Genomic DNA, 14270 nt, shown 5'->3' with positions numbered 1-14270 from the left:
TGTTATTGATGCTTACTCTTAATCCTCGGGTCGGGGGTTCGAGTCCCTGGGGGCGCACATTCAGCCGGAAGGCCCTTCGCGAGAGCGAAGGGCCTTCCGGCGTTTCCAGGCATTTCCAGGCATTTCCGCGCTTCCGGCGCCGTCAGCGGGTGTCGAGGACGGCGGAGGCCACCGCGTCCGGACGGTCGAACATCACCAGGTGCCCGGCCGGCGCCGTGGTCCGGAAGTCCGCCCCGAGCAGCGTCGCGAGCCCCCGCTGGTCGGCCAGCCAGGACTCGGTCCGGCTGGTCCGGCAGCCGTCGTCGGCGGCCAGCACGGTGATCGGCAGGTCCTCGGGCAGCGGCCGGGCCCGGCGCAGCGCGTCCAGCTCGGCGGCCATGTCGAGGTAGCGCCCGTTCTCCCGGAGCAGCGCGCGCAGTGCCCGTCCGGTGCGGTAGCAGTGCCGGACCAGCGGCGGCGGGGCCAGGTCCTCCCGGCGGACGGTGGACAGCCGGGCGGTCACCCGGCGGGCGGTCGGGCCGAGCAGGTACGGGACGGCGAGGGCGGTCGCGGCACCCGCCACCGCCCGGGCCGCGAGGTCCCGTACGGCCGGCGCCGGGTACGGGCGGGCCGCCGCTTCGACGCTGCCGTCGACCAGGACCAGCCCGGCGGTCCGCTCGGGGTGCAGCCGGGCGAAGGCCTCCGCGTGGAAGCCCGCGAGCGAGTGGCCGACCACCGTGCAGGGCCCGCCCAGCCCGAGGCCGTCCAGCACCGCGCGGATCCGGTCGGCCTCGCCGGCCACCGTCGGGGCGGGCCGCCGCCCGGTGGCCGGTTCTGCGGCGCTGAGCCCGTAACCGGGCCGGTCGAAGCGGACCACGGTGCGGTACGGGGTGAGGAACGGGACGACGAGGTCCCAGTCGAACCAGCTGCTGCCGAGGCCGCCGGTGAGCAGGCAGAGCGGGCCGCTGCCCTCGGTACGGACGTGCAGCGGGACGCCGTCGACGCGCAGGAAGCGGGCGCGGACCGCCGGCGCGCTCACGTCCGTCTCCGGTCGGCGGCCTCCGGCGTGCCCGGCGCGTCCTGGGTGTCCTGGGCCTCCGGGGCGGGCAGCGCCTGCGGGTCGGACGAACGGGCGACGGCCACGGCCAGGACGGCCAGCCAGAGCGCGACCAGCAGCACCTGCAACCGCTGCCCGGCACCGAGCGCCCAGGTGCCTCGACCGGCCTGGAAGGCGGCGATCGCGCCGAGGCTCCAGCCGGTGGCCAGCAGTTCGGCGCCGAGCAGCCAGGGCCCGAGCCGGCGCACCGCCGGCCAGCGGTGCCGGCGGCGGGCGAGGACGGTGAGCGCGACCAGTGCGGTGAGCGCGCCCAGCATGGCGAGGCTGCTGGTGACGGCGTGGGCGGTGTGGGTGGCGGGGACCAGTCCGGCGGTCTCCCGGGCCGCGCACATCTCGTCGCTGGTGGGGGCGCAGCTGAGCGGCAGCCGGGAGTCGGCGGCGGTGGCGGCGCCGAACAGGGCCAGGGCGGACCAGCCGACCAGCGCCCAGCGGTCCCGGCCGGGGGCCGAACGGTCCTGGCCGGGGGCCGCGGCGCGTCGACCGGGTGGCGCGGCGTTCCGGGCCTGCCCGGTGGCGAGGGCGGTGAGGGCGGCGGCGAGCACGCTCAGCCCGGCCGCGAGGTCGGTGGCCCGGAAGAGGCCGCCGAGCGGCTGGTCCTCGGCGGCGAGTTCGCTGATGTACGCCTGCACCGGGTCGAGCCCGGTGCTGAGCACGACCTCCAGCACCCACGCGGTGTACGCCACCGCGCTGAGCAGCAGCAGGGCGGCGACCGCGGTCCGCGCGCGCCGGTCCGACGGCCGGCGGCGCCGGGAGGGCGGCCGCGGGTGGGTTCGGGGGCGGGGGTGTCCGGGCGGGGGGCTGGGCACGTTTCCACCCTAACCGGGCAAGAACTCCGCCCCAACCGGGAGGAAACGGTCATCCCGGAGCCCGGCGGAACCGCCGCGGTGCGAGGCACCCCCGGGAACCGTGTATTGTTTTCCAGGTCAGCAGGCGCCGCTAGCTCAGTTGGTTAGAGCAGCTGACTCTTAATCAGCGGGTCCGGGGTTCGAGTCCCTGGCGGCGCACAGACAGTTGGGGAGCCTCTCGCAGCAGCGAGGGGCTCCCCGATTTTTTGGCCCTCGATGTCCGTTTTATGTGTGATGTCGGTCTCGATTGCCGTTCCGGTGGAGCCATGAGGCCCGCCCGGCTCGTCCAGGGCAGTAAACCGGAATCGGGACAAAGGTCCCTAACCGCCGATGTCCCCGTCCGTGCAGGCTGGCCCGGTCCGCCCGCAGGAAAGGCCGCGCCTTGTTCCGAAACGCCCAGAGCGGCCGGCCGCCGATCGGCCTCCCGCCGGTCAAGCGACTCAAGCGCTCCACCCCCACCCCCGGCGGCAAGAAGCCGCGCCGCCCCAAGCGCACCGGCTGGCGCCGGCTGATACCCACCTGGCGGATGACGCTGCTCGGCCTCGCTTCGGCGCTGCTGCTCGGCGTCGGCCTGTTCGCCCTGGGGGTCGCGCTGGTGAAGGTGCCCGACGCGCACGCCGCGGCGACCGCGCAGAGCAACACCTGGCTCTACTCCGACGGCTCGGTGATCACCCGCACCGGCCAGACCAACCGGCAGAACGTCGGCCTGGACAAGGTCTCCCCCGCCGCCCAGCACGCGGCGCTGGCCGCCGAGGACCGCAACTTCTACAACGAGGGCGCCGTCAACGTGCAGGGCCTGGTCCGGGCCGCCCTCAACACCGCCAAGGGCGAGGGCACCCAGGGCGGCTCCACCATCACCCAGCAGTACGTGAAGAACACGTACCTGGACCAGAAGCAGTCCGTCACCCGCAAGGTGAAGGAGCTCTTCATCGCCATCAAGGTGGACGCCACCGAGAGCAAGGACGACGTCCTCTCCGGCTACCTGAACACCTCGTACTACGGCCGCGGCGCCTACGGCATCCAGGCCGCCGCCCAGGCGTACTTCGGCATCGACGCCTCCGCGCTCAGCCCGGCCCAGGGCGCCTACCTGGCGACCCTGCTGAACGCCCCGAGCGCCTACGACGTGGCCACCGCGACCCCGGCGGGCAAGCAGAACGCCGTCAACCGCTGGAACTACGTCATGGACGGCATGGTCAAGGAGGGCTGGCTCGGCGCCGACGAGCGGGCCAAGGCCACCTTCCCGGACGTCAAGGACCCGCAGCCCAACCCGGGCCTGTCCGGCCAGTCCGGCTACCTGGTGAACGCGGCCACCCAGTACCTGACCTCGAACAACATCATCAGCGAGACCGAGCTGGCCAAGGGCGGCTACACGATCAAGCTGAGCATCGACCCGACCCGCCAGCAGGCCCTCCAGGACTCCGTCCAGGCGCAGCTGCACGACACCCTGAACCCGGACAAGCGGAAGAAGGACGCGGCCGCCCAGGCCGGCGCCGTCTCCGTCGACCCGAAGACCGGTGCGGTGGTCGCCCTGTACGGCGGCGTCGACTACGTGAAGCACTACGTGGACAACGCGACCCGGCGCGACTACCAGGCCGGTTCGACCTTCAAGGCGATCGCGCTGGCCGCCGCCTTCGAGAACAACGCCAAGACCCAGGACGGCCGGACCGTCACCCCGCGCACCGTCTACGACGGCACCAGCGGCCGCAAGGTCCGCGGCGGCAAGGGCACCCCGTACGCGCCGCCGAACGAGGGCGACGTCAGCTACGGCCAGATCACCCTGCAGCAGGCCATCGACAAGTCGGTGAACTCGGTGTTCGCCCAGCTCGCGCAGGACACCGGGCTGCAGAAGGTCAAGGACACCGGCATCGCGCTGGGCCTGCCCGCCGGCACCCCGGGCCTGGACCCGGTGCCCTCCATCCCGCTGGGTGCGGCCACCCCGAGCGTGCTCGACATGGCCGGCGTGTACGCCACCCTGGACAACGGCGGCAAGCAGATCACCCCGTGGCTGGTGCAGTCGGTGGACCGCGCCGGCGAGGCCGTGCAGCTGCCCGCGCACAAGACCACCCAGGCGATCAGCGCGGACACCGCCAACCAGGTCACCTCGATGCTCCAGGGCGTCGTGAGCGACCCGGGCGGCACCGGCTTCCGGGCCCAGGCGCTGGGCCGTCCGGTCGCGGGCAAGACCGGCACCACCGACGACCAGAAGTCCGTCTGGTTCGTCGGCTACACGCCCGAGCTGGTCACCTCGGTCGCGCTGTTCGGCCAGGACCCGGGCACCGGCGCCCAGGTCAGCCTGAGCGGCGTCGGCGGGATCAACGGCGCGGCGGGCGGCCAGTTCCCGGCCCAGATCTGGACCGCCTACATGAAGGCCGCGCTCAAGGGCCAGCCGGTCAGCGACTTCCCGACCCCGGCGGACGGCGGCGACTCCGGCGCCTCCGACCTGCCGACGTCCCCGAGCACGCCGAGCAGCACCCCCTCGACCGGCAGCGCCACGCCGACCACCGGCGCGGGCAGCCAGCAGGGCGACGGCTCGGGCACCGGCTCCACCGGCACCGGCTCGGGCGGCGACTCCGGTTCCGGCGGGACGGGCACCGGTCCGACCACCGCCCCCACCACCGCCCCGACCACCCAGCCCACCTCACGGCCCACCGGCCGGCCGACGACCAAGCCGACGCCGACCACCAAGCCGACCACCGACCCCACCGGTCAGCCCACCACCCAGCCCACCGGCGAGGCGGGCGGGGGCACCGGTACGGGGACGGGATCCGGGGGCTGATCGCCGCCCCGCTCCGCCCGCGCCGCGCGCGCATCTCGGCCGGACCACCGACCTCGGGTCGGTGGTCCGGCCGAGGTGCGTCACCGCGCCTCTACGGACAGTTCAGACCAGGACCAAATGCCGAAATGGCGCCTTACCGCGACATCGGTATGACTGTCACAATGCGCCAGTGCACAGATCAACGGCCTCGCCCACCCTCCCTTCGGGCAGAACCCTCGGCCTCGGCCTCGCGCTGGTCTCCGCCTTCGCCTTCGGCGGCTCCGGCACCGCGGCCAAGCCACTGATCGAGGCCGGACTCTCCCCCCTGCACGTGGTGTGGCTCCGGGTCACCGGGGCGGCCGTCGCCCTCCTCCCGATCGCCTACCGGCACCGCGACGCCGTCCTGCGCCGCCCCGGCCTGCTGATCGGCTTCGGCCTGCTCGCCGTGGCCGGCGTCCAGGCCTGCTACTTCGCCGCGATCTCCCGCATCCCGGTCGGCGTCGCCCTGCTCATCGAGTACCTCGGGCCGCCGCTGCTGATCGGCTACGTCAAGTTCGTGCAGCGCAAGCCGATCAGCCGGGGCGCGGCCGTCGGCGCCGGCGTCGCGGTGGCCGGGCTGGCCTGCGTGGTGGAGGTCTGGAACGGCCTGGGCTTCGACGCGCTGGGCGTGCTGTTCGCCCTCGGCGCGGCCTGCTGCCAGGTCGGCTACTTCCTGCTCGCCGACGCCGGCCGCCGGGGCGACCGCCCGGTCGACCCGCTGGCCGTCAGCGCGTTCGGGCTGCTGGTCGGCGCCGTCCTGCTCACCGTCCTCACCCGGCCCTGGCAGGCCGACTGGGGCCTGCTGGGCGGGTCCGTGGTGATGAACGGGCACAGCCTGCCCGCCCTGATCCCCGCCGCCTGGATGGTCCTGATCGCGACCGTGCTCGCCTACCTGACCGGCGTGGTCTCCGTCGGGTACCTCTCGCCGCCGATCGCGGGGGTGGTGGCCAACCTGGAGGCGGTGGTCGCCACCGTGCTGGCCTGGGTCCTGCTCGGCGAGCACCTGGGGCTGCCGCAGGTCGCGGGCGGTCTGCTGGTCCTGGCGGGCGCCTTCGTCGCGCAGACGAGCCGACCGGCGGAGACGGAGGCGGAGGCGGAGGCGCCGGTCGAGGCGGTCGCGACGGCGGCCGGGGTCAGCGGCCGGTCCAGCCGAACCAGTCGAGGTGACTGACCGGCCACACCACGGCCGACACCGGGCCCACCACGTTGCCCACCGGCACGGCGCCGCCGCCCGGCCCCTGCCGGTGCCAGCGCGAGTCCGCCGAGTCGCTGCGGTGGTCGCCCTCGACCCAGATGTAGCCCGAGGGCACCTTCACCGGGCCGAAGTCCAGCCCCGCACAGGAGTCGTCGCCGGGGTGGAGGTACGGCTCGTCGACCTTCCTGCCGTCCACGGTCAGCGTGGTGCCCGTGCACTGCACGGTCTGGCCGCCGGTCGCGATGACCCGCTTGACCAGGTAGTTGTCGTCCTTCGGCGGCACCAGCCCGACGAAGCTCAGCACCGAGCTCACGGCGTCGGTCAACGGGTTGGTGTCGACCGGCTGCGGCGGCAGCCAGTTCCCCGGGTCCTTGAACACCACCGGCTGCCCCGGCTCCGGCGTCCAACCGGTCAGCGGCGCGAGCTTGTTCACGCCGACCCGGTCGCCGACCCGCAGGGTGTTCTCCATCGAACCGGACGGGATGGTGAAGACCTGGAACAGGCAGGTCTTGATCAGCAGGGCGACCAGCAGGCCGACCGCCGCCATCGCCGGTATCTCGACCCACCACGGCCGGGGACGGCGCCCCGCCCGGCGGGCCTTGCGGCCGCGCGACCCCCCGGCCCGGCGGCGGGCCTCGGCGCGCCCACCGGACGCGCCCGGAGCGGGCGGTCCGTCCTGGACGTCCCGGGCGGCTGGTACGGCGGATCCGCTGGGAGCTCCGCTCGGCGTTTCGGGCAGGTTCACCGCCATCGTCGCTGCTCCACCTCTCCGGCTGGGGAAACCTGCACGCTACGCCAACCGGGGAGCCGCACGAAATCCGGGACTTAGCCGCCTCCGACATCGCGGCGGCACCTCGGAACACGTCCGGAGCAGGTCTGCGGGAGGTCCGTAGCCCGGGTTCAGGCGCGGGCGATGGCCTCGTGGTGCCTGATGACCTCGGCGATGATGAAGTTCAGGAACTTCTCCGCGAAGACCGGGTCGAGCTTGGCCCCGGCGGCCAGCTCCCGCAGCCGCTTGATCTGGTCCCGCTCCCGGGCCGGGTCGGCCGGCGGCAGCTTGTGCTCGGCCTTGAGGCGGCCGACCCGCTGGGTCGCCTTGAAGCGCTCGGCCAGCATGTGGACCACCGCGGCATCGATGTTGTCGATGCTCTCGCGCAGGCTGGTCAGTTCGGCCCGCACCGCGTCGTCGATCCCCTCGGGCGCGCCGGCGGCGGGGGTCGTGGGCTGGTCCGTCATCGGGGCGGCTCCCGGTGTCTGGGGTGGTCACCCGACCGTACGGCGGCCGGGCTCGGACCCCGGCAAATCTAACAGGGCTCCCGCACCGGACCGGCACCGTCCGGGGAACCGTCCAGCATCCGGACGGCGGGAGGAGGCGCCGGCGGCCACCCGGCTCCACGGCGGGGCTTCCCCTAGTCTGGTGCGTGCATGACCGGACGTGACGACTCAGCAGTCCCTCAGCACTGGAGGAACCGATCGTGGCAACCACCCGCACCGCCCGCACGGCCTGGGAGGGCGACCTCCTGCACGGCAAGGGGCAGGTGACCTTCGCCTCCTCCGGGATCGGCGAGTACCCCGTCTCCTGGCCGGCCCGCGCCGAGGAGCCCAACGGCAAGACCAGCCCCGAGGAACTCATCGCGGCCGCCCACTCCGCCTGCTTCTCGATGGCCCTCTCCAACGGCCTCGCCAAGGCCGGCAACCCGCCCACCACGCTGGACACCCAGGCCGACGTCACCTTCCAGCCCGGCACCGGCATCACCGGGATCCACCTGACCGTCACCGGTGCGGTGCCCGGACTGGACGAGGCCGGCTTCGTGAAGGCCGCCGAGGACGCGAAGGCCAACTGCCCGGTCAGCCAGGCCCTGACCGGCACCACCATCACCCTCACCGCCAAGCTGGCCTGACCGCCGCCCCGGCCCGTCCGGGGCGCACTCCGACCCCGCACCCGGCGCGCAACCGGCGTCCGGGGGCGCGCCAGCGGCGCACGCGCTCCCGGTGCACCTCATGTGAGGTGTACCGGGGGCGTCCGAACGTTCCACCACGCATGATCACAAACGGGGCGAATCACCCTGCCGGCGGTCACGGCGCGTTGCCGTCGCGGCCTATGATCGGCCGCAGCGCCCTGTTCTCCACCCGGGTCCCCGCGCGACAGCGCCCCACGGCGGACGCCCCGCAGCGGACCGGCCCCGAGGCCCCGACAGAGTGCGGAGCCGGCCGCCGGGATCCCGACCGGCCAGGCAGACCATCGTCAAGCGTCAGCAGCGGACGGGAGCATGCCGTGCCGGGCCAGAACGAGGGGGCCGACGCACACCACCCAGGCGTGCGACACGAGGAATCGTCACACCACCGCTCGTCCCACCACCGCCTCCTCACCGCGCCGGTCCTCCAACCGGTCGGCCTCGATCAGGTGGGCCTCGAACCGGTGGGCCTCGCCGCACCGGTCGGCGCCTACCCGGAGGTGCGGCTCTGCCCCACCTGCTCGGCCCCGTTGGCCGACGGTGCGCACCCGGGCGGACCGGCCGGCACCGACCGGACGGGCGGCGGGACCGACCGACTGCTGGCGGCCCTCCGGGCCAGCGAGTCCCGCTTCCGGGCCGCCTTCTGCGATGCCGTCATCGGCATGGCCCTGATCGACCCCGAGGACCGGATCATCGAGGTCAACCCCGCCTTCGCCGCCCTGATCGGCCGTGGCGTCGGCGAGCTGGCCCGCATCCACCTGCACGAGATCATCGACCCGGAAGGCCTGCCGCACCGGCTCTTCGACGGGCTCGTCCACGGCGAGCGGGAACGGTTCCGCGTGGAGAAGCAGCTCCGGCACCGCGAGGGCCACACGGTCTGGAGCAAGGTGACGGTCTCGTTGATCCGGGACCCCGCCGGGCAGCCGCTCTACACCCTGGCGCTGGTCGAGGACCTCACCGAGCAGCGCCGGCTCGGGGACCGCCTGGAGTACCAGGCCCTGCACGATCCACTGACCCGGCTGCCCAACCGGACCTCCTTCTTCGAGCGGCTCGACGCCGCCTGCCTGCCGGCCGCCGAGAGGTCCGGCCGAGCCGCGGAAACCGCGGTGGAAGTGCGCCGGGTGGGCGTCTGCTACCTGGACCTCGACGGCTTCGCGGCGATCAACGAGACCCTCGGCCACCACATCGGCGACCAGCTGCTGATCGCCGTCGCCGCCCGGCTCCAGCGCGGACTCACCGGCCCCGCCCACGCCGCCGAGGCTGCCGACACCGCCGGGCAGGACGCCCACCTGGTGGCCCGGATGGGCGGCGACGAGTTCGCCGTCCTGGTCCCCGACAGCGACGGCAGCGAGCAGCTGACCGCCTTGGCCGGGCGGATCCTGGAGCTGCTGGAACGTCCCTTCGACGTCGCCGGGCACCGGCTGGTGATCACCGCCAGCGTCGGCGTCGTCGAACGGTCGGTGCACGAGACCACCCCGACCGACCTGGTCAAGGACGCCGACGCCACCCTCTACTGGTCCAAGGCCGACGGCCGCGCCCGCTGGACCCTCTACGACCCGGACCGCGGAGCCCACCAGCTGACCCGCCAGCTCCTCGCCACCGCGCTGCGGCCGGCCCTGGAGCGTGGCGAGTTCACCATCGAGTACCAGCCGCTGGTCGGCCTGGCCGACGGCACGGTGCGAGGCGCCGAGGCGCTCGTCCGCTGGCGCCACCCCCGCTACGGGACCCTCTCCCCCGACCGCTTCATCCCGCTCGCCGAGGAGTCCGGCGCCATCGTGCCGCTCGGCAAGTGGGTGCTGGAGGAGTCCTGCCGCCAGGCCCGGCAGTGGCTCACCGAGTTCCCGGACACCGAGACCTTCGTGAGCGTCAACCTGGCGGCCCGCCAGATCTGGGACTCCGACGTCGTCGCCGACGTCGCCCGCGCCCTCGAAAGCACCGGCCTGCCCGCCCGGCTGCTGCAACTGGAGATCACCGAGAGCGCCCTGCTCGGCCCCGGCGGCCGCCCGCTGCAGGCCCTGCAGGCGCTCGCCGACATGGGCGTGCGGATCGCGATCGACGACTTCGGCACCGGCTACTCCAACCTGGCCTACCTGTCCCGGCTGCCGGTGCACGTCCTGAAACTCGACGGAACGTTCATCGAGGGCTTCCGGGACCCGGCCCCGGCCGCGGTCCTGAGCGCAGCGGCGACGACGGCGGGCACGGCGGCGACGGCGGCCGACCGGTCGGCCGTCCCGGAGCTCCGGTCCCGGCGCAGCGACGCGGACGAGCAGATCGTCGGCGCCATGGTGCAGCTGGCCCACACCCTGGGACTGACCGTCACCGCCGAGGGCATCGAGAGCGCCGCCCAGGCCGAGCGGCTCCGGCTCACCGGCTGCGACACCGCCCAGGGCTGGTACTTCGCCCGGCCGGGCGAGGCCGAACTCGTCGCGGCGATACTCCGTGAGGGCCGCCCCGCCCCGAGCGGCCGCTAGGCCGGGGCGGGGCGGGGCGGGGCCGGGGCGGCGCCGTCAGGCCGGTCCCGTCAGGCCGTAGGCCTCGGCGATCAGCCCGTAGGAGCGGAGCCGGGTCTCGTGGCCGTGGATGTGCGAGGTGACCATCAGCTCGTCCACGCCGGTCCGCTTGCGCAGGGCCTCCAGGCCGTCCGCGACCTGGCCCGGGTCGCCCAGCACCACGTTGTCCAGCCAGTTGTCGACGAAGTCCGCCTCGACCGGGCTGTACGGGTACTCCTCGGCCTCCTCCGGGGTGGGGATCGGGCCGGGGTTGCCGCGCCGCAGCCGGAGCATGCCGAGCGCCGCGGAACGGGCGAGGCGGCGGGCGGCGCGCTCGTCCTCGGCGGCGACGGCGCTCACGCCGATCAGCGCGTACGGCTCGCCGAGGACGGCGGACGGGCGGAAGGACGTCCGGTACAGGTCCAGGGCCGGAACGGTGTTGGCGCTGCTGAAGTGGTGGGCGAAGGCGAAGGGGAGGCCGAGGCGGCCCGCCAGCTGGGCGCTGAAACCGGAGGAACCGAGCAGCCACACCGGCGGGCGGCCCTCGCCCTTGGGCACGGCGGTCAGCCGCTCGTAGGGGTGGCCGGAGGGGAAGTCCCCGTCGAGGAAGTGGGTCAGCTCGGAGAGCTGGAGCGGGAAGTCGTCCGCGCCCTCGGAGACGCCGCGGCGCAGCGCCCGGGCGGTGGCCTGGTCGGTGCCGGGGGCGCGGCCGAGGCCGAGGTCGATCCGGCCGGGGTGCAGGGCCTCCAGCAGGCCGAACTGTTCGGCGATGGCCAGCGGGGCGTGGTTGGGCAGCATGACACCGCCCGAACCGAGCCGCAGCGTGGTGGTGTTGGCCCCGAGGTGGGCGAGCAGGACGGCCGGGGTGGAGCTGGCCACTCCGGGCATGCCGTGGTGCTCGGCGACCCAGAAGCGGTGGTAGCCCCACTGCTCGGCGCGGCGGGCCAGTTCGGTGGTGGCGGCCAGGGCCTCGCTGGGTGTGTGACCGACGCCGACGGTGGCCAGGTCGAGGATCGAGAGCGGAGCGGGAGCCGTGCCGCGGGCGGTGCCCCGGATCGCCTCGTCGGCCGCGGGCCCGGTTCCGTGCTCGTGCTGGTCCTCGGTGGTCATGCCGTCCGCCTCCTGGCTGTCGTGGTCCGGCTCTGCTCCGAGCCGGGCGTCATCGGCGACCGCGGGTCCCGGACGGCCCGGCGGTCGCTGCCGACCGGCGTCAACCACGGCCGGGGGCTCGCTGTTCCCGTACCGACCGTCGGATGTCCGGCGTGGTCCGAGGGCGGTGCCGGGACGGCCCGGATGAGATTCGAATGAGATTCGAGCACGTCGGGGACCGTTCTCCGGGACGGGATCCGCAGGCCGTGGCCGTCCACTGTGACCTCCGGCGCACCGGGGTGCTTCATGGCATGAAAAGTCGAGGCGCTAGCGTTGGCCCCAGAGCCACCTGCTCCACCAGGGCGGCGTGGAGGGAGTAGGGCCTTGAACTTCGTGGCGGCGATCGGATCCTCGTGGATCTGCGCCCTTGCGCTCTTCGCCGTACTCGGCGACGCGCTGCTCCCCTTCATCCCGAGCGGCACGCTGGTCATCCTGGCCGTGCTCAAGACGGCTCAGATCAACGGCGCCCCGGTGCTGCTCGGCCTGGGCGTGGCGGTGGCCTCCTTCCTGGGGGACGTCCTCCTGCTCCACCTGGCCCGGCGCGGGGCCCCGCTGCTGCAGCGCCGGCTCGCCCGGCGCCCGAAACTGGCGGCCAGCGTGACCAGGGTCCAGCAGTCGCTGCTCGAACGCCCGCACGCCGGGGCGGCCGCGATGGTGGTGGTCGCACGGTTCGTGCCGGCCGGGCGGACCGTCCTGGACCTGGCCATCGGCCACTCCCCCGCCCACCCGCACCGCTTCCTGCACTGGTCGGCGCTGGCGGCGCTGGTCTGGGCCGCGTACATCGTGACGCTGGGCTGGCTGAACAGCCACTGGTTCAACACCGCCTGGCTGAGCCTGGCGGTCTCCTGCGCGGCGGCCACCGCCGTCAGCACCGCGATCGCGCGGGTAGTGCGCCGCCACCGGCGGCTGGCCGTGCTCTGAGCCGTTCCCGGAACGACCGGTGGCGTCCGACGACGTGCGGACGCGCCCGGGCCGGGCCGAGCCATGGCCGGGGCATGGCCGGGCCGCGGGGGGCTGCCAGGAGCACAATTGTCCCTTCCGGGCGAAGCCCCCGACGAGCGCTGACGAACTCTGACCGGTGTCGGCCGAGCGGCGGTACCGTACTCCCGTGACGGCACGCGATGCGAAGCGTCACAGGACCGCAACAGACGACGAATTCCTGCAGCCCGGCCGGGCGCCCCCGGCGTGTTCACTGTCGTCGAAGCCCGGCGACCTTGGAAGCCGCTGCGGCGACATGACATGCTAACGGCGGAATATTCATCAATTGCCCGATTTGACCGGTGCGGCCCGGACCGCCCTCACCACCGGCCGATCGGCACCCAGGGGAGACCATGACCAGCATCTCGCGCAGGACGGTGCTCAGTGCGACCGCCGCGACCGCGGCCCTCGGCGCGGTCTCGGCCTGTTCCAGCGGCGGATCCGGTTCGGGGCAGAACTCCAGCTCACCTTCCTCCGGCGGCAACGCCAACGCCGGCCAGAGCGGCACCACCGACCCGACCCAGGCGGTGGTGCCCAAGGGCGCCCCGATCGGCGACGGGTCCAACGCGGACACCGGTCCGCAGCCGAACCAGCCCAAGCCCGAGAAGCTCAAGCCGGGCGAGCGCCCGCCGCAGTTCGTGGTCTTCTCCTGGGACGGCGCGGGCGGCACCGACGACGGCCAGTTCCCCCGCTTCCTCAAGCTGGCGGAGCAGTACAAGGCCACCATGACCTTCTTCCTCTCCGGCATCTACGCCCTGCCCAAGGGCAAGTCGCAGCTGTACCACCCGCCGAAGCACGCGGTCGGCGCCTCCGACATCCCGTACCTGTCGGACGGCGCGGTCAAGAGCACCCTCAAGCTGATCAGCCAGGCCTGGCTCGCCGGGCACGAGATAGGCACCCACTTCAACGGGCACTTCTGCTCCAGCCGCCCGGACAAGAACGGGGTCAACATGTGGACCCCGGACGACTGGCAGAGCGAGATCGACCAGGCGGTCTCCTTCGTCACCCAGTGGCGGACCAACACCGGCTTCACCGACGTCGACCCGCTGCCCTTCGACTACAAGAAGGAGCTCATCGGCGGCCGCACCCCGTGCCTGGAGGGCCAGAAGGCGCTGCTGCCGACCATCGCGAAGCTGGGCTGGAAGTACGACGCGAGCTCCTCCGGCGGGCTGCAGATATGGCCGCAGAAGGTGCAGGACGGCAAGATCTGGGACTTCCCGCTCCAGTCCATACCCTTCCCCGGACACACCTTCCAGGTCCTGTCGATGGACTACAACATCCTGGCCAACCAGTCCAGCGGCAGCACCAAGGGCGACCCGTCCAAGTACAACGACTGGCGCACCCAGGCGACCAACTCCTACCTGGCCGGGTTCGACCGCGCCTACAACAGCAACCGCGCGCCGTTCTTCGTCGGCAACCACTTCGAGCAGTGGAACGGCGGCATCTACATGGACGCCGTCGAGGAGGCCCTCAAGTCGATCGCGGGCAAGCCCGACGTCCGGCTGGTCTCCTTCAAGCAGCTGGTCGAATGGCTGGAGGTGCAGGACCAGTCGACCCTGCGCAAGCTGCGCACCCTCAACGTCGGCCAGGCGCCGTCCGGCGGCTGGGAGAGCTTCCTCGGCGCGGCGGGCTGACGGGCCGGGCCGGGCCGGACCCGGGCGGCAGGACGTCCCTCCGGGCCTAGGGCCTGTCCGGCGGATCTTGGCAGATCAGCGCGCGGCGTTGGGCGCCCGGCTGGGCGTGCGCCCGAGTCGGCCTCGTACTGGACG

Annotated in this window: 11 protein-coding genes and 1 tRNA gene; 7 read left to right on the top strand and 5 right to left on the bottom strand. The window is 73.4% G+C overall.

The features are described 5' to 3' along the window. Positions 1–142: 142 nt before the first annotated feature. Both ACFXOZ_RS39735 and ACFXOZ_RS39730 read right to left on the bottom strand, forming a co-directional pair. A complete protein-coding gene (locus tag ACFXOZ_RS39735) occupies positions 143–1018 on the bottom strand; it encodes an alpha/beta fold hydrolase (protein ID WP_380398419.1) in 876 nt (291 codons plus the stop codon). After that, positions 1015–1797, bottom strand: coding sequence for a DUF998 domain-containing protein (locus ACFXOZ_RS39730; RefSeq protein WP_380594886.1), 783 nt, complete (start codon positions 1795–1797; stop codon positions 1015–1017). The genes ACFXOZ_RS39735 and ACFXOZ_RS39730 overlap by 4 nt, the downstream gene beginning before the upstream one ends. A 229-nt stretch (positions 1798–2026) precedes the next feature. Between ACFXOZ_RS39730 and ACFXOZ_RS39725 the strand changes: the two genes are divergently transcribed. The 3 genes from ACFXOZ_RS39725 to ACFXOZ_RS39715 all read left to right on the top strand — a co-directional run bounded on the left by ACFXOZ_RS39725 (position 2027) and on the right by ACFXOZ_RS39715 (position 5906). Then, a tRNA-Lys gene (locus tag ACFXOZ_RS39725) sits at positions 2027–2100 on the top strand. A 223-nt stretch (positions 2101–2323) separates the two neighbouring features. Further along, positions 2324–4717 (top strand): transglycosylase domain-containing protein, encoded by a 2394-nt coding sequence (locus ACFXOZ_RS39720; RefSeq protein WP_380525023.1) that lies wholly within the window; start codon positions 2324–2326, stop codon positions 4715–4717. 169 nt (positions 4718–4886) lie between these two features. Beyond that, a complete protein-coding gene (locus tag ACFXOZ_RS39715; RefSeq protein WP_380594882.1) occupies positions 4887–5906 on the top strand; it encodes a DMT family transporter in 1020 nt (339 codons plus the stop codon). On the opposite strand, the gene lepB is transcribed toward ACFXOZ_RS39715, so the two are convergent. Beyond that, a complete protein-coding gene (gene lepB / locus ACFXOZ_RS39710; protein WP_380525021.1) occupies positions 5869–6681 on the bottom strand; it encodes a signal peptidase I in 813 nt (270 codons plus the stop codon). The two genes, ACFXOZ_RS39715 and lepB, sit on opposite strands and share 38 nt — an antisense overlap. 149 nt (positions 6682–6830) lie before the next feature. Further along, the gene (locus tag ACFXOZ_RS39705; RefSeq protein WP_375883284.1) at positions 6831–7166 is read right to left on the bottom strand and encodes a chorismate mutase; all 336 of its coding nucleotides are present in this window, start codon (positions 7164–7166) and stop codon (positions 6831–6833) included. 239 nt (positions 7167–7405) lie between these two features. Here ACFXOZ_RS39705 and ACFXOZ_RS39700 point away from each other — a divergent pair, with 239 nt between their 5' ends. Next, positions 7406–7831 (top strand): OsmC family protein, encoded by a 426-nt coding sequence (locus ACFXOZ_RS39700; protein WP_375883282.1) that lies wholly within the window; start codon positions 7406–7408, stop codon positions 7829–7831. Between the two features lie 554 nt (positions 7832–8385). Further along, positions 8386–10356 (top strand): putative bifunctional diguanylate cyclase/phosphodiesterase, encoded by a 1971-nt coding sequence (locus ACFXOZ_RS39695; protein WP_380594884.1) that lies wholly within the window; start codon positions 8386–8388, stop codon positions 10354–10356. Between the two features lie 36 nt (positions 10357–10392). Here the strand turns inward: ACFXOZ_RS39695 and ACFXOZ_RS39690 are convergent, their stop codons facing one another. Then, positions 10393–11484, bottom strand: a complete 1092-nt coding sequence (locus ACFXOZ_RS39690; protein ID WP_380594880.1) for an LLM class flavin-dependent oxidoreductase — start codon at positions 11482–11484, stop codon at positions 10393–10395. A 372-nt stretch (positions 11485–11856) separates the two neighbouring features. Between ACFXOZ_RS39690 and ACFXOZ_RS39685 the strand changes: the two genes are divergently transcribed. Further along, positions 11857–12444, top strand: coding sequence for a DedA family protein (locus ACFXOZ_RS39685; RefSeq protein WP_375883467.1), 588 nt, complete (start codon positions 11857–11859; stop codon positions 12442–12444). 410 nt (positions 12445–12854) lie between these two features. After that, positions 12855–14135, top strand: coding sequence for a hypothetical protein (locus ACFXOZ_RS39680; protein WP_380594878.1), 1281 nt, complete (start codon positions 12855–12857; stop codon positions 14133–14135). Positions 14136–14270: the final 135 nt, after the last annotated feature.

This window comes from Kitasatospora sp. NPDC059160 (assembly GCF_042755465.1).
In the GTDB taxonomy this organism is placed as follows: domain Bacteria; phylum Actinomycetota; class Actinomycetes; order Streptomycetales; family Streptomycetaceae; genus Kitasatospora.
The sequence above is the reverse complement of the archived record's forward strand: the minus strand, read 5'-3'. Positions and strand labels throughout refer to the sequence as shown.

What these genes read in the sequence shown, in the direction of transcription:
- lepB (WP_380525021.1), bottom strand. Translation starts at nt 6,681, where the DNA reads ATGGCGGTGAACCTGCCCGAAACGCCGAGCGGAGCTCCCAGCGGATCC.
- ACFXOZ_RS39705 (WP_375883284.1), bottom strand. Translation starts at nt 7,166, where the DNA reads ATGACGGACCAGCCCACGACCCCCGCCGCCGGCGCGCCCGAGGGGATC.
- ACFXOZ_RS39690 (WP_380594880.1), bottom strand. Translation starts at nt 11,484, where the DNA reads ATGACCACCGAGGACCAGCACGAGCACGGAACCGGGCCCGCGGCCGAC.
- ACFXOZ_RS39680 (WP_380594878.1), top strand. Translation starts at nt 12,855, where the DNA reads ATGACCAGCATCTCGCGCAGGACGGTGCTCAGTGCGACCGCCGCGACC.